Origin of the sequence: Labrys sp. (in: a-proteobacteria) (assembly GCF_047605565.1) — a bacterium.
Taxonomy (GTDB): Bacteria; Pseudomonadota; Alphaproteobacteria; order Rhizobiales; family Labraceae; genus Labrys; species Labrys neptuniae.
Genome location: NZ_JASGFM010000001.1, coordinates 364134 through 386876 on the forward strand (window position 1 = coordinate 364134; position 22743 = coordinate 386876).

Genomic DNA, 22743 nt, shown 5'->3' on the forward strand with positions numbered 1-22743 from the left:
CGCTCAGGCCCCCGCCGCCTGCCATTCGCGCATCGCCGCCGCGTCGCGCGGGGTGATGTCGGGGAAGGCGGGATCGGCGGTCTTCGGATCGAAATAGCGCCAGGAACGCGCGCATTTGATACCATCGGCCCGGCCGGGAACCACGGCAATGCCGGCAACGCCGTCGAGGCGATAGGCCTCGGCAGGGCCTTCGCCGGCCACGAGCGTCAGCCCCGAAACGATGCAGACATCCTCGAAATCGACGCTGCGCAGAACCGCCAGCGTCGCCTCGTCGGCGACGTGGACGACCGGCGCGGCTTCCAGCGAGGAGCCGATGCGCTTGGCGGCGCGTTCATGCTCCAGCGCGCCGGTCACCACGCGCCGCGCTTCGCGCACGAGCTCCCATTTCTCGGCGAGCGCCGGATCGAGCCAGGCAGGATCGGCTGCCGCGAAAGGCTGCAGATGCACCGAGTTCTCCTGGCCGAAGCGCGAGGTCCAGGCTTCTTCCATGGTGAAACACAGCACTGGCGCCAGCCAGGTCGTCAGGCAGGTGAAGAGCGTGTCGACCACGCTCAGCGCGGCCCGGCGGCGCAGGGACGATTTCGGATCGCAATAGAGCGCGTCCTTGCGCACGTCGAAATAGAAGGCGGAGAGGTCCGCCGTCATGAAGGTCGCCAGCAAGGCGACCACGCGCTTGTAGTCATAGCTTTCATAAGCGGCGCGCACCTCGCCGTCGAGCTCGGCCAGCCGGTGCAGCATCAGCCGCTCGAGTTCCGGCATCTCGGCGGCGGCAACGCTATCGCCGGCCTCGAAATGGGCGAGTGTGCCCAGCATCCAGCGGATGGTGTTGCGCAGCTTGCGGTAGGTGTCCTCCACCGTCTTCAGGATCTCGGGCCCGATGCGCTGGTCGTCGGCATAGTCGGTGGTGGCGACCCACAGGCGCAGAATATCGGCGCCGGAGCGCTTGATCACGTCCTGCGGAGCGACGGTGTTGCCGATGGACTTCGACATCTTGCGGCCCTGCTCGTCGAGCGTGAAGCCGTGGGTGACCACGATGTCGTAGGGTGCCCGCCCGCGCGTGCCGCAGCTTTCCAGGAGCGAGGAATGGAACCAGCCGCGGTGCTGGTCCGAACCTTCCAGATACATCACGCTATCATCGCCGCCATCGACCTTGCGCTTGATGCCCGCAAGGCCCGGGAAGTGGCGTGGGTCCTCCAGCGTGAAGGCGTGGGTGGAGCCGGAATCGAACCAGACGTCGAGGATGTCGTTGACCTTGACCCAGCCTTCGCCGGCGCGAGCGCCGAGGAAGCGCTCGGAGGCGCCCTCCTGGTACCAGGCGTCGGCGCCTTCGGTTTCGAAGGCCGCTGATATGGCCTGGTTGACGGCCTCGTCCTTGAGGATCTCGACGCCGCCACCCGGCTTGTCGCGCATGAACACGGCGATCGGCACGCCCCAGGCGCGCTGGCGCGAGACCACCCAGTCCGGGCGGTTGGCGATCATGCCGGTGATGCGGTTCTCGCCGGCCGCCGGCACCCATTGGGTCTGCCGGATGGCGTTGAGAGCGAGCTCGCGCAGCGACGAGCCGTCGCCGAGCGTCGGCCCGACATCGTTGCGCAGGGCGCCGCCTTCCGTGCGGACCGGCGTCGCCGCCGGCACGGTGCCCGGAGCCACCTCGTCGATGGGCTTGTCCATCGCGATGAACCATTGCGGCGTGTTGCGGAAGATCACCGGCTTCTTCGAACGCCAGGAATGGGGGTACTGATGCTTGATACGGCCACGGGCCACGAGCTTGCCATCCGCCACCAGCGCCTTGATCACGGCGTCATTGGCATCGCCCTTGTCGCCCTTCTCGGTGATCACGCGCTTGCCGGCAAAGCCGGGGGCGTCCGCCGTGTAGAAGCTGTCGCCATCGACGGGGTAGGGGATGTGCGTGTTGATGCCGCGGGCAGTCAGCTCGCGCTGATGCGCCGTCCAGACGTCAAAGTCCTCGCGGCCGTGGCTGGGGGCCGTATGCACGAAGCCGGTGCCGGCTTCGTCGGTGACATGCTCGCCCTCGAGCAGCGGCACGGCAAAGCCGTAGCCGGGATCGAAGCCCGCTAGCGGATGGGCCACGGTGAGGGCGGCAAGCTCGCCGGCCTCGACGCCGCCGAGGCGCTCGAAGGCTTCCACCTTGGCCGACTTGAAGACCTCCTCGGCGAGCTTGTCCGCCAGGATGAAGCTGTCGCCGACCTTGGCCCAGTTGTTTTCGGGCGCTGATGTGACGCGGTAGAGCCCATAGGCGACGCGGCTCGAATAGGCGACGGCGCGGTTGCCGGGGATGGTCCAGGGCGTGGTGGTCCAGATCACCACCGCAGCCTGGGCCAACTCGTCACGGGTGGCACCCGAGCGCACCGGGAACTTCGCCCAGATCATGTCGGAGGTATGGTCCTCATACTCGATCTCGGCCTCGGCCAGGGAGGTCTTCTCCACCACCGACCACATCACCGGCTTTGAGCCGCGATAGAGCTGGTCGCTCATGGCGAATTTCATGATCTCGCGGGCGATCTGCGCCTCGGCCGCATAGGCCATGGTGAGATAGGGGTGTTCCCAATCGCCCTCGACCCCCAGGCGCTTGAACTCCTCGCGCTGCACGCCGACCCAATGCTCGGCAAAGGCCCGGCATTCGCGGCGGAACTCGACCAGCGGCACCTCGTCCTTGTTCTTGCCCTTGGCGCGGTACTGCTCCTCGATCTTCCATTCGATCGGCAGGCCGTGGCAGTCCCAGCCCGGCACATAGTTGGAATCGAAGCCGAGCATCTGCTGGGAGCGCGTCACCAGGTCCTTGAGGATCTTGTTGAGCGCATGGCCGATATGGATGTTGCCATTGGCATAGGGCGGGCCGTCATGCAGCACGAATTTCGGCCGGCCGGCCGATGTGTCGCGCAGGCGCTGGCGCAGGTTCTGGCTCTGCCAGCGGGCCAGGATCTCCGGCTCCTTCTGCGGCAGGCCGCCGCGCATGGGGAAGGCCGTCTGCGGCAGGAACAGGGTCTTGGAATAGTCGAAAGCCCCAGAGCTCGCCTTCGAGCTCTCGGCGGTCTCGCTGGAGGGGGACGCAACATCGGTCATGAACAGGGATCCGTCGATACGGAGGAAAGGGAAAAGCGGCGCAAACCCGGACCTTCCGCGGAGCTCAGCCGAGCCCGCACGCGGAAGCCGGGACGATAATTCGGGCTATGCGCAGCATATATGTCATGCGGGCGTGAATAGCAGGCTCTGCGCGCGGGATAAAGCGGTGAGGGGAGGCGAAGCCGGGATTTTCTGGAGCACAGCCGTACAGCGTGCCCTAGCATGAGCTTCAGCCTCTCCCTATCTGCCATGAAGGCAGCCTCTTCGCTCGCTGGCCCTTTCACTGATAGGCTCTGACCTGGAGTTCGAGAATGACCGGTTCGTCCGACTACACGCCCCCGAAGATCTGGACCTGGAACAAGGCGAATGGCGGTGCGTTCGCCAATATCAACCGGCCGATCGCCGGCCCCACCCATGACAAGGAATTGCCGGTCGGCCGCCACCCCCTCCAGCTCTATTCGCTTGGCACCCCCAACGGGGTCAAGGTCACCATCCTGCTGGAGGAATTGCTGGCCCGCGGCCACAAGGGCGCCGAATACGATGCCTGGCTGATCGAGATCGGCAAGGGCGACCAGTTCGGCTCGGGCTTCGTCGACGTCAACCCGAACTCCAAGATCCCGGCCTTGCTCGACCGCAGCGGCGCCGAGCCGATCCGTGTGTTCGAATCTGGTTCGATCCTGTTCTATCTCGCCGAGAAGTTCGGCGAGTTCCTGCCGAAGGACCCGGCCACCCGCGCCGAATGCATGTCCTGGCTGTTCTGGCAGATGGGCAGCGCGCCCTATCTCGGCGGTGGCTTCGGCCATTTCTACGCCTATGCACCGACCAAGATCGAATATGCCATCGACCGTTTCGCCATGGAGGTGAAGCGTCAGCTCGACGTGCTCGACCGCCGCCTGGGCGAGGTCGAATATCTGGCCGGCAGCGACTACACCATCGCCGACATGGCCGTCTGGCCCTGGTATGGCGGTCTGGCCCGGGGCTGGCAGTATGGCGCGGCCGAGTTCCTGCAGGTCGAAGGCTACAAGAATGTGCAGCGCTGGGCCGAGGCGATCTTCCAGCGGCCGGCGGTGCAGCGCGGGCGCATGGTCAACCGCACCTCGGGCGAGCCGTCGAGCCAGTTGCGCGAGCGCCATGACGCCAGCGATTTCGAGACGAGGACGCAGGACAAGCTGGAAGCCGCGGGCTGATAGGTGACGGCTCTGGGATCGCAGGCATCTCAGCGACATGCCTGCATGTCGCGATTGCCTGCACTTTTGCATCAAATTCAGCGTGTCCAAGAGCAGGCAAGGATGCCTGCGATCCCGGGAAGAGAAGGTCTCACTGCAAAGGCGGCTTGCGCAGGAAGGCGTTGCGATCGGCCGATTTGACACGCAGCCAGCTCTCCCGGCCATCGCGCAGGACCCGCATCGGCACCTCGACGCCGGCTGGGCCGCCGCTCCACACCTTGCGATAGAAATCGGCGAGGCCCCGGACCTCCTCGTTGCGGATGTCGGAGATGATGTCGCCCGCCTTCAACCCCGCCTTGGCGGCAGGCGACCCCTTGGCCACGCTGGCGACCACGACCTTGCCATTGCTTTCGGCCGAGAAGGCGCCGAGCCAGGGGCGCGGTGGCTGGTCGACTTGGCCCCGCGTCAGGAGGTCGTCGAGAATGGGCGGCAGAAGGTCGATGGGCACGACCATGTTGATGTCGAAATCCTCGCCGCCGCGTTCCATCTGCAGGAGCAGGGACCCGATGCCGAGTAGCCTGCCGTCTTCGCCGACCAGGGCCGCGCCACCCCAGCCGGGATGGGCAGGCGCGATGAAGATCGCCTCGTCGAGCAGATATTCCCAATAGCCGGCGAATTCCTGCTTGGCCACGATACGGGCGTCGACATGACGCCCCGTACCGTCGACGAACACCGCCTCGTCGCCGACAGCCGCCTTGCCGGAGCTGCCGAGCCCCAGCGCCGGCAGGCCGAGCCGGCCGAGCGCCTGTACCAGGCCGAAGCCGGTCGCCTGGTCATAGGCCATGACATGGGCGGGAACCACGCGCCCATCCTGGGTGGTCAGCCAGATCTCGTCGGCTTCGGTGACGAGATAGCCGATGGTGAGCACCAGCCCGTCGTCGCGGATGACCACCCCGCTGCCCTCCCGCTCGGTGCCGAGCGCGGTTGCGGTGAAGGCGTCCTGTGGAATCTTGGCACGCACGGCCACGACCGAGCGCATGATCGAACGAAGTGTCATGGCATTCATCTTGGTGAAGAGCGCCCGCAGCAAGGCAGGATGCGCAATACCCGCCGGGCGGGCAAGGAAGATCTTCAAGAGTTATGCAGCCGAACGGCGCGCTGCAAGGGCATAGGCGGCAAGAGCGGCGATCGTGGAGAGGCCGGCCGTCGGCTGGATCACGGTCAGCTCTCCTTCGCAAACCAGATTACATGCCGGGCGCCGCTCCGCCCCCTGTTGGCCCGGACCCGGACCTCGTCCACCGCAAAGCCTGCCTGGCGCAGACGCCTGTCGAAGGCCGAAGAGGGGCCTTGAGACCATACGGCCAGCAGGCCGCCCGCCGTCAGCGCTCCCCGGGCCGCCGCAAGGCCTTCCAGGCTGTAGAGGCGGTCATTGCCGGCATGGGTCAGCCCTTCGGGGCCGTTGTCGACGTCGAGCAGGATCGCATCGAAGCGGTGCCCGGCGCGGATCACGCCGTCGACATCGCCGAGTTCGATGCTGACGCGCCGATCATCGAGGCTGCCCGCGAAGATCTCTGCCATCGGTCCCCGGGCCCAGGTCACGACGGCCGGCACCAGTTCGGCGACCACGATCTCGGCATCGTCCGGGAAACTTGCCAGCGCGGCGCGCAGAGTGAAGCCCATGCCGAGGCCACCGATCAGGATGCGAGGATGCCTGCGCGCCGCCAGGCGTTCGGCGGCCATCGTCGCCAGCGCCTCTTCCGAGCCGCTCAGCCGGCTGTTCATCAGCTCGTTGCTGCCAAGCATGATCGAGAATTCACTACCGCGCTGCTTGAGGCGCAACTCGCCGCCGCCATGGGGGATCGTTGCGGTGTCGAGATGCTTCCAGGGGATCACGGCGGGCTCATAGGCGGGAGGCGATGGCAAGCGTCTAGCAGAATGTGGCGACAATTCCAGTTTCCATCGGCGGGTCCACTAGAAACCGGAGTAACAAGCCTTCTCCCCTTGCGGGAGAAGGTGGCGCGAAGCGCCGGATGAGGGGAGAAACACGACTTTGCTGGCGATGTGCCGACACCCCTCATCCACCCCTTCGGGGCACCTTCTCCCGCAAGGGGAGAAGGCTGGTCGCGCTCATTCTTGCGAGTATGGCGTGTCGTCGCTCCTATCCGATGCGCGCCATCACCATGCCGGCCGTCACGGTGGTGCCGGCTTCGATCTCCTGCGCCAGCTTCCCGGCCCGGTGGGCCTTGATTTGCATTTCCATCTTCATCGCCTCCATCACGGCGACGACATCGCCCTCCGCGACTTCGGCGCCGTCTTCCACCTGCCAGGAGCGTAGTGTCCCGGCCATCGGCGCCATCACCGCATCGTGCGACGACTCGGCTGGTGCCGCTATCGCCGGCGCCGCTGATGGCACGGCCTGGAGGCCGCCCAGCAGGGCGGGGGGCAGGCCGAGGGTGACGCGCCGGCCGTCGATCTCCACGGCGGTGCGGAGCAGTGTCGCTGCCGGCAGCGGTTCGGGCCGTGTGGCGGCGGCGAGGGTGGCGGCAAAGTCGGTCTCGATCCAGCGGGTGTGGACCTTGAAATCCTGCTCGCCGGTGAAGTCGGTGTGGCCGATCACCGTGCGATGGAAAGGCAGCACCGAGGCGACCCCCTCGATGCGGAATTCGGCGAGGGCGCGCCGGGCCCGCGCAACGGCCTCGCCCCGTGTCGCACCGGTGACGATGAGCTTGGCCATTAGCGAATCGAAGCTGCCGGGGATGGTCGAGCCGGCAGCGACGCCGGTATCCAGGCGGATGCCCGGGCCGGAAGGCGGCTCGAAGGCGGTGATGAGGCCCGGGGCCGGCAGGAAGCCGCGCCCGACATCCTCGGCATTGATGCGGAACTCCAGGGCGTGGCCTCGCGGCGCCGGTGTCTCGGTGATGCTGAGGGGATGGCCGTCGGCGACGCGCAACTGCTCGACCACCAGATCGATGCCGGCGGTCTCCTCCGTTACCGGGTGCTCCACCTGCAGGCGGGTATTGACCTCCAGGAAGGAGATCGCGCCCGAGGCACTCAAGAGGAACTCCACGGTGCCGGCGCTGACATAGCCGGCCTTGGCGCAGATATCGCGCGCCGCCTGGTGGATGCGGGCGCGCTGCTCCTCGCTGAGGAAGGGCGCCGGGGCCTCTTCCACCAGCTTCTGGTTGCGGCGCTGCAGCGAGCAGTCGCGCGTGCCGACCACCACGACATGACCATGGCTGTCGGCGATCACCTGCGCCTCGATATGGCGGGGGCGGTCGAGATATTGCTCGACGAAGCACTCGCCGCGCCCGAAGGCGGTCACCGCTTCGCGCACGGCCGAGTCAAAGAGCTCGGCGACCTCGTCCATGCGCCAGGCGACCTTCAGCCCGCGGCCGCCACCGCCGAAGGCGGCCTTGATGGCGATCGGCAGGCCATGCTCTTCGGCAAAGGCGAGGACCTCGTCGGGGCCACCGACCGGATCGGCGGTGCCGGCAACCAGCGGCGCGCCGACCGCCAAGGCGAGCTTGCGAGCCTGCACCTTGTCGCCCAATTGCTCGATGGCCGATGGAGGCGGGCCGATCCACGTCAGGCCGGCATCGATCACGGCCTGCGCAAAACCGGCGCGTTCGGAGAGGAAGCCATAGCCCGGATGCACGGCATCGGCGCCGCTGCGGCGGGCGATGGCGATGAGCTTGTCGATGTCGAGATAGGTTTCGGCCGGCTTGTCGCCACCCAGGCCATAGGCCTCGTCCGCTATGCGGGCATGCAGGGCGTCGATGTCGGCATCGGCATAGACGGCGACGGAGGCGACGCCATAGTCGGCGCAGGCCCGTATCACGCGCACGGCAATCTCGCCCCGGTTGGCGATCAGGACCTTCTTGATGGGCATTATAGTCCCCCTGGAAACTGGGTGATCGGCCGGAAACGGATCTGCGCTCCGATGGGAATCTGGCCGGCGCGATCGAGATGGTACGGGGCGACGGCGGCGATGACGGGATAGCCGCCGGTCAGCGGATGGTCGGCGAGGAACAGCACCGGCTGGCCTAATGGCGGCACCTGGATCGAGCCCTGGATGGTGCCCTCGCTCGGCAATTCCTTGCCTTCGCTCGCCGGCGCGCGCTTCAGCGCCCGTTCGCCGGCGAGGCGGATGCCGATGCGGTTGGACTGGGGCGTCACCGACCAGGATTGGGCCGCAAAGTCCTCGAGTGCCTGCTTGGAGAGCCAGTCGGAGCGCGGACCCATGACGACGTCGAGAATGACGGGGTCACCCGGCTTCGGCAGCGTGGGCGGGACGTCCGGCAGCCCCGTCACGGCGCCGGGCGGCGGCGCGAGCCCGGACAGGCGACCGCCGACCGCAATGGCCGGCGGCCCGATCTGGGCCAGCGTGTCGGTGGCGGCGCTGCCAAGTACCGGGGCAACGGCGAAGCCGCCGCGCACGGCGAGGTAGGAGCGCATGCCAGCCTGGGGCTCCCCGAAATGCAGCCTGTCGCCGGCAGTGAGTGCGATGGCGGCGTAGCGCGGCACGGGGTAGGCAGACCCTCCGGCGGTCGTCAGGGTGAGCGGTCCCTCGGCGCCGGTGACAGCGACCACAGTCTCGCCGAGGCAGAGGAGTTCGCAACCGCCATAGGCGATCTCGATGCCTGGCAATGGGCTGGGGTTGCCGACCAGCCGGTTGGCGCTGCGCAGGGCGGCGCGGTCCATCGCGCCGGAAACGCTGACACCCTGCCGCGCCTGACCGGGGCGGCCCAGATCCTGGAACAGCATCTGCGGACTTGGCTTGACGACGTCGAAGAGCGGGATGGAAGAAGGGATGCCCTCATCCTGGCCTTGTGCCAGCCGGGGGAGGGAAGCGCTGGCGTCGCGTTTCCGCGTCTGATCCTTCCTGCCGCTGGCTTCGACGAAACGTACGCGGTCGCCGGGCTGCAGCAGAGCGGGGCGCTCGCGCGCAAGGTCCCACATCGGCAGGTCCGTCACGCCGATGATCTGCCAGCCACCGGGGCTGGCCTGCGGGTAGACGGCGCTGAAATGCCCGGCAAGACCCACGGAACCTGCGGCCAGGCGTGGGCGCGGCGTGGCGCGCCGGGGCAGGTCGAAGCTCGGATGGCCGCCGCTGAGATAGGCAAAGCCCGGTGCGAAGCCGGTAAAGGCCACGGTATAGTCGCTGCCGGTATGGCGCCGGATCACTTCCTCGACCGAAATCTTGAGAAGATCGGCGACTTCGGCGAGATCCTCCCCGTCATAACGGACCGGGATCTCGATCAGGGTACCGCTCTGCTCGACCTTGGCATCGAGGCGACGCCGGCCGATGGCACTGATCAGCTCCCGTTGTGCGATGGCTCCCGGACGAAAGCGCACCAGCAGGGTCCTCGCCGCCGGCACGATGTCCTCGATGCCGGCGATGGGCTCCGCGCGCAGGGAGGCCTGCAGGGCCAGGGTCTGCTGCAGGTCGGGCAACTCCACCATGAGGGCATCGAGATTGACCGGCAGGAAGCGCATCAAGGCTCTCCGTCTGCGGGCGTCATGAAGGAGCGCACGGCCACCCCCGACCGTTCCAGCAAGGCTCGGATTTCACGGGCCATGGCGACGGCGCCGGGGCTGTCGCCATGGACGCAGATCGAATCCGCTTCGATGCGGACCGCATTGCCGTCGATGGCGGGAACCGTACCTTCGGTGACGAGGCGCAGCATGCGTGCCGCCACCTCCTTGGGTTCATGCAGCACCGCGCCGGGCTCGCGGCGGGACACCAGCGAGCCGTCGGGCATATAGCCCCTGTCCGCAAAGGCCTCGGCGACCACGGCAAGGCCGGCCGCGCGCGCCCAGCCGATGAGGGGAGAGCCGGCCAGAGCCACCAAAGTGAGCCCGGAATCGATCTGCCGGATCCCTTCGATGATGGCCTCTGCCTGCCGCCGATCCTTGGCAATGGTGTTGTAGAGGGCGCCATGTGGCTTGACGTAGGATACGCGGGTACCGGCGGCGGTGGCCAGCCCCTTGAGCGCGCCGATCTGGTAGATGGTGTCGGCGATCAGGTCCTCGCTGGCCACATCCATGTTGCGCCGCCCGAAGCCGCCGAGATCGGGATAAGCGATATGCGCACCGACCGTCACGCCCTTGGCTGTGGCGGCCCGCAGCGTGGCGAGGATGCCGGTGGGATCGCCGGCGTGAAAGCCGCAGGCCACATTGGCGCTGGAGACGATGGCGAGCATCGCCTCGTCGTCGCCCATGCGCCAGGCGCCGAAGCTTTCGCCGAGATCGCTGTTGAGATCGATGTGGTGGAGGTCGACGTTCATGGCACGAAGCTCCCGATAAGCTCTTGCCGCCCGGCTGCCTGGCGGCTCAATGGATTTGCCCGCCGCTCTCTCGCACGTCCTCCTGGACGGTGAGGGCGGTGTGCGTGAGGTGCCGGATGGCCTCGACCTGCGTCGCCAGCGCCAGGCTCGGCAGCCCGGGTCGGCGGGCGGCATGCTCGGGCAGGCAGGGCATATGCACGAAGCCGCCCCTTGCGCCGGCAAGCGGGCGCAGCGTCGCCAGCCGATGCATCAGGGCGAAGAAGACATGGTTGCACACGAAGGTGCCGGCGGTGTTGGAGAGCGAGGCCGGCAGCCCCGCCGACCTGAGATCGCGCACGATCGCCTTGACCGGCAACGAGGAGAAATAGGCAGCCGGCGCGCCCGATATCACCGGGATATCGATCGGCTGGCGGCCTTCATTGTCGGCAATGCGCGCATCGTCGAGGTTGATCGCCACGCGCTCGGGCGTGATCTCGGCACGCCCGCTCGCCTGTCCGAGGCAGATGACGAGGCGAGGCCGCCATTGTCTCAGGGCCTCGTCCAAGCGCTCGATGGCGGCCCCGAACACGCAGGGCAATTGCACCGCGCGGACCAGGGCACCCTCGCAGATCCAGCCATCCAGTGCCCTGGCAACCTCCCAGGAGGCGTTGGTCTCATCGTCTTCGAACGCTTCGAAGCCGGTGATCAGCAGGTTTGGCGGCGTCTGGTCCGGCGGCTTTTTGGAACTCATGGCTGCTTTCCGCGAATGATGTCCTAGAGCGTTTTGTGATTTGAATGAAGCACTTCAAATCGCAAAGACGCGTCGAACCAAAGAGTCGGAGCAAATGAGCGTTCACGCCTGAGCGCGCTTTGCTCTAGAGAGGCATCAGGACATAGAGCAGTACGACATTGGCGGCGAGCAGCGCCAGCGCCGTCGGAATCTGGGCGCGGATGACGGCATTCTTGTCGATCTCCAGCAGTGCGGCCGGCACGATGTTGAAATTGGCCGCCATGGGCGTCATCAGCGTACCGCAATAGCCCGACAGCATGCCAACGGCCGCGATCACCGCGGGATTGCCGTGATAGACGCCGATCAGGACCGGCACGGCAACCCCACCCGTCATCACCGGAAAGGCGGCAAAGCCATTGCCCATGATCACGGTGAACAGCGCCATGCCGACGACATAGAGCGCGACCGCCACCAGGCGCAGGTCCATGTTGACATAGCTGGTGGTGAGATGGGCGACCGCCTTGCCGACGCCGGCATCGGAGAAGACCAGGCCGAGCATGCCCAGCATCTGGGGCAGGACCAGGGCCCAGCCGAGTGCATCGGTGAGACGACGGGATTCGCGCAGGCCCTGGACGGGTGTTTCGCGCGTCAGCCAGCAGGCGAGGACGAGCGCGACGATGCAGGCGATGCCGAGGGCGAGCAGGGTGGTATTCTTGGGATCGAACAGCGGCGTGCCGCCGATGATGACGTAATGGCCCGAAAGCGTGATGGCCACGGTCAGCAGCGGAATGGCAAGCGCCGGCACGAACAGCTTGTTGCCGAGCCGCTTTGCACTGGCCACCGCTTCGGCGGCGCTGGGAATGTGGTGACGGCCGGCACCGACCCCACCGAGCCCGGCAATCAGCGCCAGCACGACGACGCCCACGCCGACCACGGCCGGCGGCAGGAAGTCCCCGATCAGAAAGGCCAGTGCATAGAGGCCCCAGAACAGGGCGCTGCTGAAGCGCTTGGGATGGTTGCGGTCGGCCAGGGTCATCACGGCCGTGACGGCCAGGATCGCTCCGACGAGATAGAACAGGTGTGAAAGGGAGAGGATCATGTCAGCCCTCCGACTGCGCTTCAGGCCGCAGGCCGGCATCGGACGGAGCCTCGGCCAGATCGCGGGCAATGGCCGCATCGAGGCGTGACAGCCGGAAGGCATGGATGGCGAAGGCCGTCAGCGCCGTGGGGATGCCCCACAAGGCAACATGAAGCGGCTCGACCTCGACGCCGGCTTCTCGGAGGAATGTCGTCATCAGTACGATGGCGCCGAAGGCGACGAAGATGTCCTCGCCGAAGAACAGGCCGACATTGTCGGTGGCAGCGGCAAAGGCCCTGAGCTTGTGGCGGACCCGCTCGGTGAGCGAGCCATGCCGGACCTCGGCCGCGCCTTCCGCCATGGGTGCGATCAGTGGGCGCACCATCTGGGGATGCCCGCCGAGGCTGGTCAGGCCCACCGCTGCCGTCAGCTGCCGGGCTGCGAGATAGACGATGAGCAGGCGGCCCGACGTCGCCGAGCGGATCCTGCTGATCCAGGCCTGGGCATGCTGGCGCAGGCCATGGCGTTCGAGCAGGCCGACCACGGCGAGCGGCAGCAGTAGGATCACCGCCAGATTGCGCGTTTTCAGGAAGCCGGTGCCGATGGCGGAGAGAACCTGCTGCGGCGGGAAACTCGCAGCGAGAGCCGTGCCGATCGCGGCAACGATCACGACGAGCATGGGATTGAAGCGCAGGACGAAGCCCGCGACGATGATGGCCACGCCGATGAGGGGCCATAGGCTGATGTCACTAGGCACGGTGTTCGCTCCCCGGGGACATTGGATGGTCTGGATAAGTGATCGGTTCTTGTAGGGTGATATTTCCCGATCCGCCGGCAATATCATCGAAATTGATGCCTTGATCAAGAGTTTTGATTGAACGTATATAAATTATTGTTCAACAATATTGTGATGCTTCCCGAACAATCGGAAAGCGGGCCGCAAGGGATGGCCTTTGGCCGTGTCCTGCTTGGGGCGGCAGCGGGGTTTCGGCCTTCAGGCGCGGACGTGGCTTGCCCGGCAGCACGCCTTCCTTTCAGCCCAGGCCGTTTGTCACTGTCGAGATCGCAGGGGCTTCGTTGTGAATCCCGAGGATTGCCCTACAATCCGGCTCGTCGTCATGGACAGGTGGAATGGCAACGTTGAGTGAAGATCGAGCAATGGCGCGAGGCAGCGCCCCATGACGCAACCGGCTGATCCCCGTCCGGCCTCATCCGCCCTGACGCTCGGCGAGCGTGTCGCCGAGCAATTGCGACGCAAGATCACACAGGGCGAATTCGGTCCCGGACAACGCCTGTCGGAGCAGGCGCTCAGCGACGATCTGGCCATTTCCCGCAACACGCTGCGCGAGGTCTTCCGGGTGCTGACCAAGGACGGCCTGCTCAAGCACGTTCCCAATCGCGGTGTGTTCGTGGCGGTGCCGAGCATCGCCTCCATCATCGACATCTATCGCGTCCGGCGCCTGATCGAATGTCAGGCCCTCGCCCAGGCCTATCCGCGCCACCCTGCCAAGAAGCGCATGCGCGATGCCTTCGAGGAAGCCCTGCGCTGCCGGGCGGTGGAGGATTGGCCCGGGGTGGGCACGGCCAACATGGCCTTTCATATGGCTGTGGTGGAACTGGCCGACAGCGAAAGGCTGAACCTGCTCTTCGCCCAGGTTCTGGCGGAGCTGCGGCTCGCCTTCGGCATGTTGCAGGATGCCGAATTCCTGCACGCTCCCTTCGTCGACAGGAACCTCGCCATTCTAGAGTTGGCCGAAGCGGGGCAGTTCGACAGGGCGGCCGCCATGCTCGGCGACTATCTCATCCATTCCGAACGCCTGGTCCTCGCCGTCTATGCGCGGCGCATGGCGGATGGCAGCATCGGGGAATTGTAAGGCGCCCGGTCCTCGATGGACCGTGTCAGCGCCTGACGCCCAGCCTGACCAGCACTTCGGGCGGTATCTTGAGCTCGCGGATGACACCGCCATGGGAGGCCATGCCCATCAACTCCCGCTGGATGAAATAGCCATAGACCGCGTCGACGGCATCGGCGAGCAGGCGGGAGCGGCCGGGGTCCTCTGGCGCCGCCGCATGCAGGGCGGCCATGGCCTGGCCGGCGGCCTCGCCCGCCCGTTCCAGCGAAGCGGCCTTCTCCACGCGGATCTCGGCGCCGAGGACGTCGAGGGCCGTGCGGGCGGTGGCAGGGGAGAAATTCTGAGGCAGGCGGACGCTCATGCCGGCATACTGCCGCCGCCTGGAACGCTTGTCGATATCGTCTTCGCGCGAAGCCTGACCGCGGCTACAGCGCTGCGGCCACCGCACGACCCGCCTGCCGCCCGCTGAACAGGCAGCCGCCGAGAAAGGAACCTTCCAGCGCCCGATAGCCATGCATGCCGCCACCGCCGAAGCCGGCGGCCTCGCCTATGGCGTAGAGGCCGGGTAGGGGAGCAAGGTCCCCGCCGAAGACCCGGCCCTCGAGGTCGGTTTCCAGGCCGCCCAGCGTCTTGCGCGTGAGGATGTTGAGCTTGACCGCGATCAGCGGTCCATGGGCAGGATCGAGCAAAGCGTGGGGCCGCGCCGTGCGGATCAGCCGGTCGCCGAGATAATGGCGGGCATTGCGGATGGCCATGATCTGGCCGTCCTTGCCGAAGCCATTGGCAAGGTCGCGGTCGCGTGCCTCGATCAAGTGCCGTATCGCGGCAGGGTCGAGCAGGGGCCCCTGCGCCAGGGCATTCATGCCGGCGACGAGACGTTCCAGATCCTCTGCCACCACGAAGTCGGCGCCATGCTGCTTGAAGGCTTCCACCGGCCCGGTCGCCCGCCGGCCGATGGCGCGTCGCAGCGTCAATTTCCAGTCGCGGCCGGTGAGGTCGGGATTCTGCTCCGAGCCCGAGAGTGCAAATTCCTTGCGGATGATGCTCTGGGTCAGGATGAACCAGCTATGGTCGAAGCCGGTGGCGCGCAGATGAGCCAGCGTTCCCAGCGTGTCGAAGCCCGGATAGAGCGGGCCGGGCAGGCGATTGCCCCGGGCATCGAGCCAGAGCGGGGAGGGGCCGGGCAGGATGCGGATGCCGTGCCCAGGCCAGATCGGATCCCAGTTCCTGACGCCTTCGACATAGTGCCACATGCGGTCACGATTGATCAGTCGCGCTCCTGCCTGTGCCGCAATGGCCAGCATGCGCCCGTCGACATAGGCGGGGACGCCGGTGACCATCGTCTCCGGCGGTTGGCCGAGCCGCTGCGGCCAATGGCGGCGCACCAGCTCGAGGTCGCCGCCGATGCCGCCGCTGGCGACGATCGTCACCGGCGCGGCCAGGGAAAAGTGACCCACGACCTCGCGCGAGGTGGCGACCCCGCGCGGCGCATCGCTGGGCGCGAGCAGGCTCCCCTCCACACCGGTGATCGCCCCGCCGGCGTGGATCAGGCCGTCGACGCGGTGGCGGAACCGCAGCGCGAGCCGGCCTTCCGCCTCGGCTGCCAAGGCGAGCCGTTCGAACGGCTCGACCACGCCCGGGCCGGTGCCCCAGGTGAGGTGGAAGCGCGGCACCGAATTGCCCGGGCCGCCGGCGCTGCCGCCACCCCGCTCGGCCCAGCCGACGACGGGGAAGATCCGATGCCCCATGGCGCGCAGCCAGGCGCGTTTCTCGCCGGCGGCGAAGGCGAGATAGGCCTCCGCCCAGCGTCGCGGCCAGTAATCCTCCTCGCGGTCGAAGCCGGCCGTGCCAAGCCAATCCTGCAAGGCGAGTTCGAAACTATCCTTGATGCCGAGGCGTCGCTGCTCGGGGCTGTCGACCAAAAAGAGCCCGCCGAGCGACCAGAAAGCCTGGCCGCCCAGATTCTGGCGAGGCTCCTGGTCGAGCAGGATGACCCGCTTGCCGGCGGCGGTGAGCTCGTTGGCCGCGACCAGCCCGGCCAGGCCCGCCCCGACGACAATGGCATCCGCGTCGGCCATGGTCCCTCCCGCGACTCGCGATGTCAGGCATCATGCAATGAATACCGCAGCGGCAGAACCCGGTGAATGTGACGATCGCGACACGGGCATGATGCAGAAATTGCGCGTGGGTGCGATGTCGTCCCCGCCTGCGGCATCTTGCCCGGGCGGCGTTCAGCGACTAAGTCGGTTTCATGGCCGATGCGAATGGGACATTGTCGAAGCTGCGCGCAGGATTTTCGCGCCAGAGCCTCAAGACGAAGGTGCTGACCGGCATCGGCGGGTTTGCAGCCGCCGCGATTTCGCTGGGCGCCTCGCTCTATCAGCTGCGCAATCCCGACCAAGTGCCGAACAGGGCGGCAGGACAGACGATCGAGGCGGGGCGCTGGCTCGTCACGCCGAACGCGGCCGCCCCGGCCTCGGTGCTGCCGGATGGCCGCCCGGTCAAGGCCGGCCGCCGCGCGGTGGTGCTCGAACTCACGCTTGCCAACCGCACCGAAGGCACCTCCAATGCCGTAACCGGTATCCTGAAGCTCACCAATGTCGCTGGCGCCGAGGGGCCTGATTTCTACCTCGTCCGGGACAGGGAGCGGCTGATGGCGCTCCAGCCCCGCCTGCCGGAGCGTCTGCAGGCCGTCTGGACCCTGCCGGCCGATACTGCATTGCCCAAGACGCTGGAGCTCACCGTCGCCGGTGTGACCTTCAAGCCCAAGGACAATCTCTATGGAGCGCCGGGCTGGTTCAATCCGCATGATGTTGCGCGCGTGAGCGTGCCTCTCGATGCCGCTGGGGCTCCCGGATGAAGAATGCCGCCATCACCGTGATGATCGTGCTGACGGGCATCGTCCTGCTGGCGCTGCTGCGTTGGACGACACCTGGCTATGCCGTTCTCACCGGGCCGATCGAGACGACGAGCAGACAGGGAGCACCTGCTCAAACCGCCGGGTTCAACCTGAAAGTCGACAAGCTCATCCTCTCGGAACTGCTGGTCTTCCAGCGCTATGGCAAGAAGGTCGAACGCAGCACCGGCGGCGTCTGGGCCGTGGTAACGGCGGATGCGTCCGCCACCAATCGCACACTCATGCTGGCGGGCGTTTCGCTTCGTGGGGCCAGCGGACGGACCTATATGCAGAGCCCGCGGGTGGACGGCATGTCCCAATTGCTGTCCGGCAAGGAGTTGCAGCCGGGCCTGCAGCAGCAGGGCCTCTTCATATTCGAGCTGCCGGCCGACGAACTCGCAGGCGCAGAATTGGTGGTTTCGCGGGAGGCCTTTCCGCGGCTTACAGCCCAGCTCGCCATCTCCCTCAACGAAGGTTCCGCCATCCGTCGCACCGTCCTGGAGATCGGCCGTGACCCCCTCTGAACAGGCACTCCCGGAAAGCCGGCCCGCCACGCGCTGGTACTGGCGCAGCCTGATCGCGATACCCGTGCTCCTGCTGGCCGTCTTTGCCTTCGGTGCCCGGGTCGACATCCTGGACTATGTCGCCTCGCACGAACTGCGCATCGCCACGGTCAAGCCTGGCGAGGCTGCCCCTTATGCACGTGCCGACTGGTCGCTCGTTTCGGCCCAGTTCGTCGATGGCGGCGAGGGTACGCGCCTGCCCTTGTCGAAGGGCCGCAAGCTTCTCATCGTCCGCCTCAAGGCGGTGCCCGAGGGGAGGGTCGTCGATGAGGCACAGCGGCAGGCCATCTGGCTGGGCTGCAGCCTGACCCTGCTCGATGGGCAGGGGCAGCGCTGGAGCCCGTTGTCCTTCGTGTTGTCCCGCGACATCAGCCGTGCGCTGGAGCCGAAGTCAACGCCCGTGGCGGGATGTTTCGAGGCCGCCCGTTCCATCGGCCTCGATGGCCAGCCGACGCTGGTCGAGGAGAAGTTCCTGCTTCCGTCCGAGGCCGCTTCGGACCTTTCCGTGCGGCTTTCCTTCCGTTCGGCCCTGCCGGACGCCCTCAGCTTCCAACTGGAACCGCGCTGATCGGCCGGCGCGCGCTGCGCCATTGCCGGCCCTGGGAAAAGCCCGTTTCCAGTCCAGCGGCGAGCAACGTGATCTTCAGGGGCATGATCAGGGCGCCGCTGCCGGGTGCGCTCGGACTGCCCAGCAGGATGGAGAGGCCGTGGGCGATGATCTGCCACAGGCCGATCTCATGAGGACCGATCAGGCGGGCGGCGGCGTACCAGGCCCAGGCCGAGCCCCAGTCCAGGAGACGGAAGGCGACGAGAACGACGACGATCAGGCTGAGACCCGTGCCGAAAGTCAGGCCGAGGCCCTCCGCCAGCGCACGATAACGCCTGGCCGTACCGGCCACGAAATGGGCGAGAAAATCGCGCAGGAATTTGGGTAATCCGTCCCAGCGTGCGATCGCCCTGCTCCAGCGGCCCTGTACGGACGCCCCCGCCCGTCCGATGTCATAGCCGTAGACCAGCGCCGCCAGGGTCAGCCAGACGGCTGGATAGAGCGCGTAGGAGAACAGGGCCGACAGCATGTCCCACCAGGAGGCGGACGCAGCCTCGACCGGCGGGGCGATGCTTGCCGCGCGAGCGGCCGGCAACAGCGAGGGGTTCAGGAACTCCGGCAGGCCGGCAATCCAGGCCATGATCTTGTCATGCCAGTTCTGCAGCACATAGAGCGCGATAAAGGCCCAATTGGCCTCGCACACCACGATCAGGAAAGGCCAGAGCACGCGCTTGGAGCGCTTGTGCATATATTTGGCACCCAGCCTCACCAGCCAGGCAATGGCGACCAGCAACAGCAGCAGCCCGCCTCCGCTGACTTCGAGAATGCGGGCATTCTCGCCAAAGGGAGTCAGATCGAGGGCAAGCTTGGAATATTCGCGTACGGTATCGCCGAGAAAGCCCCAGGCGGCATAGAAGGCGAAGAACGGCACCAGGGCCAGGGACAACGCCATGGTGAAGCCGGTGGGCCCACTCTCCCGAGGCGGGCTCTCCGGTGATTCGGCAGCCCTTGCCGCCGCCTGCAGCGCCGGCAATCCAGGCCGAACGAGTTCGAACAGGGCGACGATCACCACCAGCTTGACCAGAACCACCAGGGTGAGCGTCGAGAGGCCAGCCAGGCGATTGAGGAAGCCGATGCGCACGGCGATCTCGGTCAGCACGTCCTCGGCCAGCATGCCGATCAGCCAGATTGCCATCAATTGCGGCCAGTAGCGTCGGAGCAGGACCATCCAGGTGGGAAGGAGACGGGTGAGCGCCGACAATGTGCTGGAGGCCTTCTGCTGTTGGCAGCGCGGTTGCGGCGCCGGATTTGAGTGCGGACCATAGCAATCGAAAGTACGATGGACCAGATGAGAGGCAGGTCGATCGTTCCTCCAGGGAGAGATCTTCGCCGTTCCCGGGCTGCAACCTCCGGCTTCGGCACTAAATCGCCGCATTCCGGAGGAGAAGATAGGGGTGAATCACCGGGGCTCCGGTCGAAATGCCGCCTATGAGCCAATTCCGCGAAAAGGCGCTGCAGGTGCCCCGTCATGGGCATGCCGCGTCCCGGCTGTCGAAAGGAGAGATCCCTTGACGTCTCGGATTGAAGATTATGCCCTCATCGGCGACTGTGAAACGGCGGCCCTGGTGTCACGCGACGGGTCCATCGATTGGCTGTGCTTTCCCCGTTTCGATTCGCCCGCCAGTTTCGCGGCCCTGCTCGGCACGCCGGAGAACGGGCGCTGGCGCATTGCCGCCACCGACAGGAAGGCGCGGATCAGCCGTCGCTATCGGCCCGACACCCTCATCCTGGAGACGACCTACGAAACGGATGAGGGTGTCGCCACCCTGATCGATTTCATGCCGCTGCGCGACGGCACCAACGACCTCATCCGGCTGGTGGTGGGCCGGAAGGGCACCGTCGCCTTCAGCACCGATTTCGTGGTGCGCTTCGACTATGGCCGCACCGTGCCCTGGGTCACGAGGGCCGATGACGGCACCATCACGGCGGTGGCAGGGCCGGATCGGTTGATCCTCTCGACGCCGGTGCCTCTGGAGGGCGAGGACCTGCACACCGCAGGGTCTTTCAAGGTCAGCGCCGGTGAGCAGGTGCCCTTCGTGCTGACCTACGGCCCTTCCACGACGCCACGGCCGACCCAACCCGATGTCCAGGCCGCGCTGGCGAATACGGAAAGCTATTGGCGCGACTTTGCCGCGCGCTGTCCATCCGTCGGCCCCTGGACCGATGTCGTCAAACGCTCGCTGATCACCCTGAAGGCGCTCACCTATATGCCGACGGGCGGCATCGTGGCCGCCGCCACCACCTCGCTGCCCGAACAGATCGGTGGTCCGCGCAACTGGGATTATCGCTATTGCTGGCTGCGTGATGCCACCATGACGCTGCAGGCCTTCATGAAGCTCGGCTATTACGAGGAGGCGTCCGCCTGGCGCGAATGGCTGATGCGGGCCATCGCCGGGGCTCCCGAGCAGATGCAGATCATGTATGGCCTGTCGGGTGAGCGCAATCTCCTGGAATGGGAGCCCCATTGGCTCAGCGGCTATGAGGGATCGCGGCCGGTGCGGATCGGCAATGCCGCTGCCGAGCAATTCCAGCTCGATGTCTATGGCGAGGTTGCCGATGCCATGATGCAGGCCGCTGCCGGCGGCCTGCAGCGCCATCCCCGCACGCGGGCGCTCAGCGAAGTCATCATGAACTTCCTCGAAACCGCCTGGCGCCGTCCCGACGAGGGGATCTGGGAGGTGCGCGGCGGAGCGCAGCATTTCACCCATTCCAAGGTGATGGCCTGGGTGGCCTTCCACCGTGCCGCCAACATGGCCATCAAGTCCGGGGACAGGCCCGCCTTTGCCGAGCGCTGCCAGCGCGTGGCCGACGAGATCCATGACGATGTCTGCCGCAAGGCCTTCGACGCGGATCTCGGCAGTTTCGTGCAGTCCTATGGCTCGAAGACGATCGACGCCAGCCTGCTGCAAATCCCGCTTGTCGGCTTCCTGCCGGCGGACGATCCCCGGGTGATCGGCACAGTCAGGGCGGTCGAGACCATGCTGATGCGCGATGGCTTTCTGCTGCGCTACAACACGGACCATGTCGATGACGGCCTGCCGCCGGGCGAGGGAGCCTTCCTGGTCTGCACCTTCTGGCTGGCGGATGTCTATGTGCTACAGGGCCGCGAGGACGACGCGCGGCGTCTCTATGAGCGGCTGGTGGGCCTTTGCAACGATGTGGGACTGCTGTCGGAGGAATATGATCCGATCGCGGAGCGCATGCTCGGCAATTTCCCACAGGCCTTCAGCCATATCGGGCTGATCAACACCGCCCTCAATCTGGCGCGGCAGACCGGCCCCGCCGAGGAGAGGGTCGAGGCGAGCGGCCAGTCGGTGGCGCAGGCGGATGCCGTCTGATCGTCGCTGGCGAGCGTCCGGCCGAGGGGATGGACTACGATCGCCAGCTGATTCTCGCCGGCACCGATCGGCTGTTCCACAGAGGGGCTCGGCATGTTGCATCACATTTCCTTCGGCGTCGCGGAGATCCGGCGCTCCGCCGCATTCTACGACGCCGTGCTGGGGACCCTCGGCTATGTGCGCGTGTGGGAGGATCTGCAGCCTGACGATCCGGATCAGGCGGTAGGCTACGGGTTGCCCGGCGGCGGCGACAAGTTCACGATCAAGTTGAGGCGCGAACAGGCACGGTCTCCCGGCGCCGGTTTCCATCTGGCCTTTGCCGCACCCAGCCGGCAGGCGGTTTCGCAGTTTCACGAGGCGGCTCTCGCGCGCGGCGGTGCCGACAATGGCGCACCCGGCCTTCGCGCCCATTATGGCCCGACCTATTTTGCCGCATTCGTAATCGATCCGGATGGCCATCACATCGAAGCCGTCTGTAAATCCGAGAGATAGGCTCATCAGCTGCCGCGTTGCAGAGAAGGGGCTTGACAGGTGAGGTGATTAGGTAGATCGGTCTACCTAATCACGGAGCGAGGATCATGACGGACCGCATGCCAGCCAGGGAGCGTCTGCTGAAGGCAGCGGCGGAACTGTTCTACAGTGAAGGGGTCGGCGCCACCGGTATCGACGCCATCACGGCGCGGGCCGGGGTGGCCAAGATGAGCCTTTACAATAATTTCTCGTCCAAGGCCGATCTGGTGAATGCCTATATCCAGGGCAGGCGCACCGAATGGCAGGCGATCTATCAGGAGCGCCTCAAGAGCGCGGCAACGCCGCAGGAGCGGGTGCTGGCGATCTTCGATTCCTATCTGGATCATGCCGAGGCCGCCTATGACTGGGGCTTTCGCGGTTGTGGGCTGCTTAACGCCGCGGCGGAACTTCCGGTGGGTGATCCGGGCCGTGCGTCGGTCGCCTCGCAAAAGGAGGAAGTCGAGCGCCTGTTCAGGGCCTATCTCGGCGAGATGCGGCCGGAGGCGGGTACGGCGATCGTCGAAACTGCCGAACATCTTTCCTTCCTGCTCGAAGGCGCCATGTCGCGTGCCGGGCTGGATGGGCATGACGGTCGCCTGAAGACCGCACGCAGGATTGCCGCCTCGATCCTGGAGCGGTTCTGAGACCGGAT

The 22743-nt window shown here is 66.5% G+C and carries 20 protein-coding genes; 8 read left to right on the plus strand and 12 right to left on the minus strand.

Features of this window, described 5'->3' with window-relative positions:
- Positions 1 to 3: 3 nt before the first annotated feature.
- Positions 4 to 3084 carry an isoleucine--tRNA ligase gene (ileS, locus tag QM672_RS01750; protein WP_415080446.1) on the minus strand — a complete coding sequence of 1027 codons (3081 nt, stop codon included), beginning with the start codon at positions 3082 to 3084 and terminating at the stop codon, positions 4 to 6.
- A 311-nt stretch (positions 3085 to 3395) separates the two neighbouring features.
- On the opposite strand from ileS, the gene yghU reads away from it, so the two are divergent.
- Complete coding sequence (gene yghU / locus QM672_RS01755) at positions 3396 to 4271, plus strand: glutathione-dependent disulfide-bond oxidoreductase (RefSeq protein ID WP_415080447.1); 876 nt, start codon at positions 3396 to 3398, stop codon at positions 4269 to 4271.
- A gap of 130 nt (positions 4272 to 4401) precedes the next feature.
- Here the strand turns inward: yghU and QM672_RS01760 are convergent, their stop codons facing one another.
- The 8 genes from QM672_RS01760 to QM672_RS01795 all read right to left on the minus strand — a co-directional run bounded on the left by QM672_RS01760 (position 4402) and on the right by QM672_RS01795 (position 13081).
- Complete coding sequence (locus QM672_RS01760) at positions 4402 to 5307, minus strand: S1C family serine protease (protein ID WP_415080483.1); 906 nt, start codon at positions 5305 to 5307, stop codon at positions 4402 to 4404.
- Between the two features lie 164 nt (positions 5308 to 5471).
- Positions 5472 to 6143, minus strand: a complete 672-nt coding sequence (locus QM672_RS01765) for a spermidine synthase (RefSeq protein ID WP_415080448.1) — start codon at positions 6141 to 6143, stop codon at positions 5472 to 5474.
- Between the two features lie 265 nt (positions 6144 to 6408).
- Complete coding sequence (locus tag QM672_RS01770) at positions 6409 to 8133, minus strand: acetyl/propionyl/methylcrotonyl-CoA carboxylase subunit alpha (RefSeq protein ID WP_415080484.1); 1725 nt, start codon at positions 8131 to 8133, stop codon at positions 6409 to 6411.
- 5 nt (positions 8134 to 8138) lie between these two features.
- Positions 8139 to 9746 carry a carboxyltransferase domain-containing protein gene (locus QM672_RS01775; RefSeq protein WP_415080449.1) on the minus strand — a complete coding sequence of 536 codons (1608 nt, stop codon included), beginning with the start codon at positions 9744 to 9746 and terminating at the stop codon, positions 8139 to 8141.
- Complete coding sequence (locus QM672_RS01780) at positions 9746 to 10537, minus strand: LamB/YcsF family protein (protein WP_415080450.1); 792 nt, start codon at positions 10535 to 10537, stop codon at positions 9746 to 9748. The genes QM672_RS01775 and QM672_RS01780 overlap by 1 nt, the downstream gene beginning before the upstream one ends.
- A gap of 46 nt (positions 10538 to 10583) precedes the next feature.
- A complete protein-coding gene (gene pcp, locus QM672_RS01785; protein WP_415080451.1) occupies positions 10584 to 11267 on the minus strand; it encodes a pyroglutamyl-peptidase I in 684 nt (227 codons plus the stop codon).
- A gap of 124 nt (positions 11268 to 11391) precedes the next feature.
- Positions 11392 to 12345, minus strand: coding sequence for a DUF979 domain-containing protein (locus QM672_RS01790; protein ID WP_311933859.1), 954 nt, complete (start codon positions 12343 to 12345; stop codon positions 11392 to 11394).
- Between the two features lies 1 nt (position 12346).
- Positions 12347 to 13081, minus strand: coding sequence for a DUF969 domain-containing protein (locus QM672_RS01795; RefSeq protein WP_311933856.1), 735 nt, complete (start codon positions 13079 to 13081; stop codon positions 12347 to 12349).
- Positions 13082 to 13502: 421 nt separating this feature from the next.
- On the opposite strand from QM672_RS01795, the gene QM672_RS01800 reads away from it, so the two are divergent.
- Positions 13503 to 14198, plus strand: coding sequence for a GntR family transcriptional regulator (locus QM672_RS01800; RefSeq protein ID WP_311933854.1), 696 nt, complete (start codon positions 13503 to 13505; stop codon positions 14196 to 14198).
- Between the two features lie 25 nt (positions 14199 to 14223).
- Here QM672_RS01800 and QM672_RS01805 read toward each other — a convergent pair whose 3' ends face one another.
- A complete protein-coding gene (locus tag QM672_RS01805; protein ID WP_311933851.1) occupies positions 14224 to 14538 on the minus strand; it encodes a DUF6665 family protein in 315 nt (104 codons plus the stop codon).
- A 64-nt stretch (positions 14539 to 14602) separates the two neighbouring features.
- Positions 14603 to 16255, minus strand: coding sequence for an FAD-binding dehydrogenase (locus QM672_RS01810; protein WP_415080452.1), 1653 nt, complete (start codon positions 16253 to 16255; stop codon positions 14603 to 14605).
- Positions 16256 to 16428: 173 nt separating this feature from the next.
- On the opposite strand from QM672_RS01810, the gene QM672_RS01815 reads away from it, so the two are divergent.
- Genes QM672_RS01815 through QM672_RS01825 form a run of 3 tightly spaced genes read left to right on the plus strand, consistent with a single transcriptional unit; the run spans position 16429 to position 18204 of the window.
- Positions 16429 to 17037 carry a hypothetical protein gene (locus QM672_RS01815; RefSeq protein ID WP_415080453.1) on the plus strand — a complete coding sequence of 203 codons (609 nt, stop codon included), beginning with the start codon at positions 16429 to 16431 and terminating at the stop codon, positions 17035 to 17037.
- On the plus strand, positions 17034 to 17597 hold the full coding sequence (locus tag QM672_RS01820) for a hypothetical protein (protein ID WP_415080454.1): 564 nt from the start codon (positions 17034 to 17036) through the stop codon (positions 17595 to 17597). The genes QM672_RS01815 and QM672_RS01820 overlap by 4 nt, the downstream gene beginning before the upstream one ends.
- A complete protein-coding gene (locus tag QM672_RS01825) occupies positions 17584 to 18204 on the plus strand; it encodes a hypothetical protein (protein WP_415080455.1) in 621 nt (206 codons plus the stop codon). Before QM672_RS01820 ends, QM672_RS01825 begins: the two co-directional genes overlap by 14 nt.
- Here QM672_RS01825 and QM672_RS01830 read toward each other — a convergent pair.
- On the minus strand, positions 18179 to 19444 hold the full coding sequence (locus tag QM672_RS01830; RefSeq protein WP_415080456.1) for a hypothetical protein: 1266 nt from the start codon (positions 19442 to 19444) through the stop codon (positions 18179 to 18181). The two genes, QM672_RS01825 and QM672_RS01830, sit on opposite strands and share 26 nt — an antisense overlap.
- 307 nt (positions 19445 to 19751) lie before the next feature.
- Between QM672_RS01830 and QM672_RS01835 the strand changes: the two genes are divergently transcribed.
- The 3 genes from QM672_RS01835 to QM672_RS01845 all read left to right on the plus strand — a co-directional run bounded on the left by QM672_RS01835 (position 19752) and on the right by QM672_RS01845 (position 22735).
- Positions 19752 to 21581 (plus strand): glycoside hydrolase family 15 protein, encoded by a 1830-nt coding sequence (locus QM672_RS01835; RefSeq protein WP_415080457.1) that lies wholly within the window; start codon positions 19752 to 19754, stop codon positions 21579 to 21581.
- Positions 21582 to 21674: 93 nt separating this feature from the next.
- Positions 21675 to 22073 (plus strand): VOC family protein, encoded by a 399-nt coding sequence (locus tag QM672_RS01840; RefSeq protein WP_311933837.1) that lies wholly within the window; start codon positions 21675 to 21677, stop codon positions 22071 to 22073.
- Between the two features lie 86 nt (positions 22074 to 22159).
- Positions 22160 to 22735 (plus strand): TetR/AcrR family transcriptional regulator, encoded by a 576-nt coding sequence (locus tag QM672_RS01845; protein ID WP_311933835.1) that lies wholly within the window; start codon positions 22160 to 22162, stop codon positions 22733 to 22735.
- Positions 22736 to 22743 lie beyond the last annotated feature (8 nt).

Bases quoted from the DNA above. Each gene is read 5' to 3' on its own strand.
- QM672_RS01810 (WP_415080452.1), bottom strand. From the start codon at position 16,255: ATGGCCGACGCGGATGCCATTGTCGTCGGGGCGGGCCTGGCCGGGCTG.
- QM672_RS01805 (WP_311933851.1), bottom strand. From the start codon at position 14,538: ATGAGCGTCCGCCTGCCTCAGAATTTCTCCCCTGCCACCGCCCGCACG.
- QM672_RS01775 (WP_415080449.1), bottom strand. From the start codon at position 9,746: ATGCGCTTCCTGCCGGTCAATCTCGATGCCCTCATGGTGGAGTTGCCC.
- QM672_RS01760 (WP_415080483.1), bottom strand. From the start codon at position 5,307: ATGACACTTCGTTCGATCATGCGCTCGGTCGTGGCCGTGCGTGCCAAG.
- QM672_RS01840 (WP_311933837.1), top strand. From the start codon at position 21,675: ATGTTGCATCACATTTCCTTCGGCGTCGCGGAGATCCGGCGCTCCGCC.
- QM672_RS01800 (WP_311933854.1), top strand. From the start codon at position 13,503: ATGACGCAACCGGCTGATCCCCGTCCGGCCTCATCCGCCCTGACGCTC.
- QM672_RS01815 (WP_415080453.1), top strand. From the start codon at position 16,429: ATGGCCGATGCGAATGGGACATTGTCGAAGCTGCGCGCAGGATTTTCG.
- ileS (WP_415080446.1), bottom strand. From the start codon at position 3,084: ATGACCGATGTTGCGTCCCCCTCCAGCGAGACCGCCGAGAGCTCGAAG.
- pcp (WP_415080451.1), bottom strand. From the start codon at position 11,267: ATGAGTTCCAAAAAGCCGCCGGACCAGACGCCGCCAAACCTGCTGATC.
- yghU (WP_415080447.1), top strand. From the start codon at position 3,396: ATGACCGGTTCGTCCGACTACACGCCCCCGAAGATCTGGACCTGGAAC.
- QM672_RS01790 (WP_311933859.1), bottom strand. From the start codon at position 12,345: ATGATCCTCTCCCTTTCACACCTGTTCTATCTCGTCGGAGCGATCCTG.
- QM672_RS01780 (WP_415080450.1), bottom strand. From the start codon at position 10,537: ATGAACGTCGACCTCCACCACATCGATCTCAACAGCGATCTCGGCGAA.
- QM672_RS01820 (WP_415080454.1), top strand. From the start codon at position 17,034: ATGAAGAATGCCGCCATCACCGTGATGATCGTGCTGACGGGCATCGTC.
- QM672_RS01845 (WP_311933835.1), top strand. From the start codon at position 22,160: ATGACGGACCGCATGCCAGCCAGGGAGCGTCTGCTGAAGGCAGCGGCG.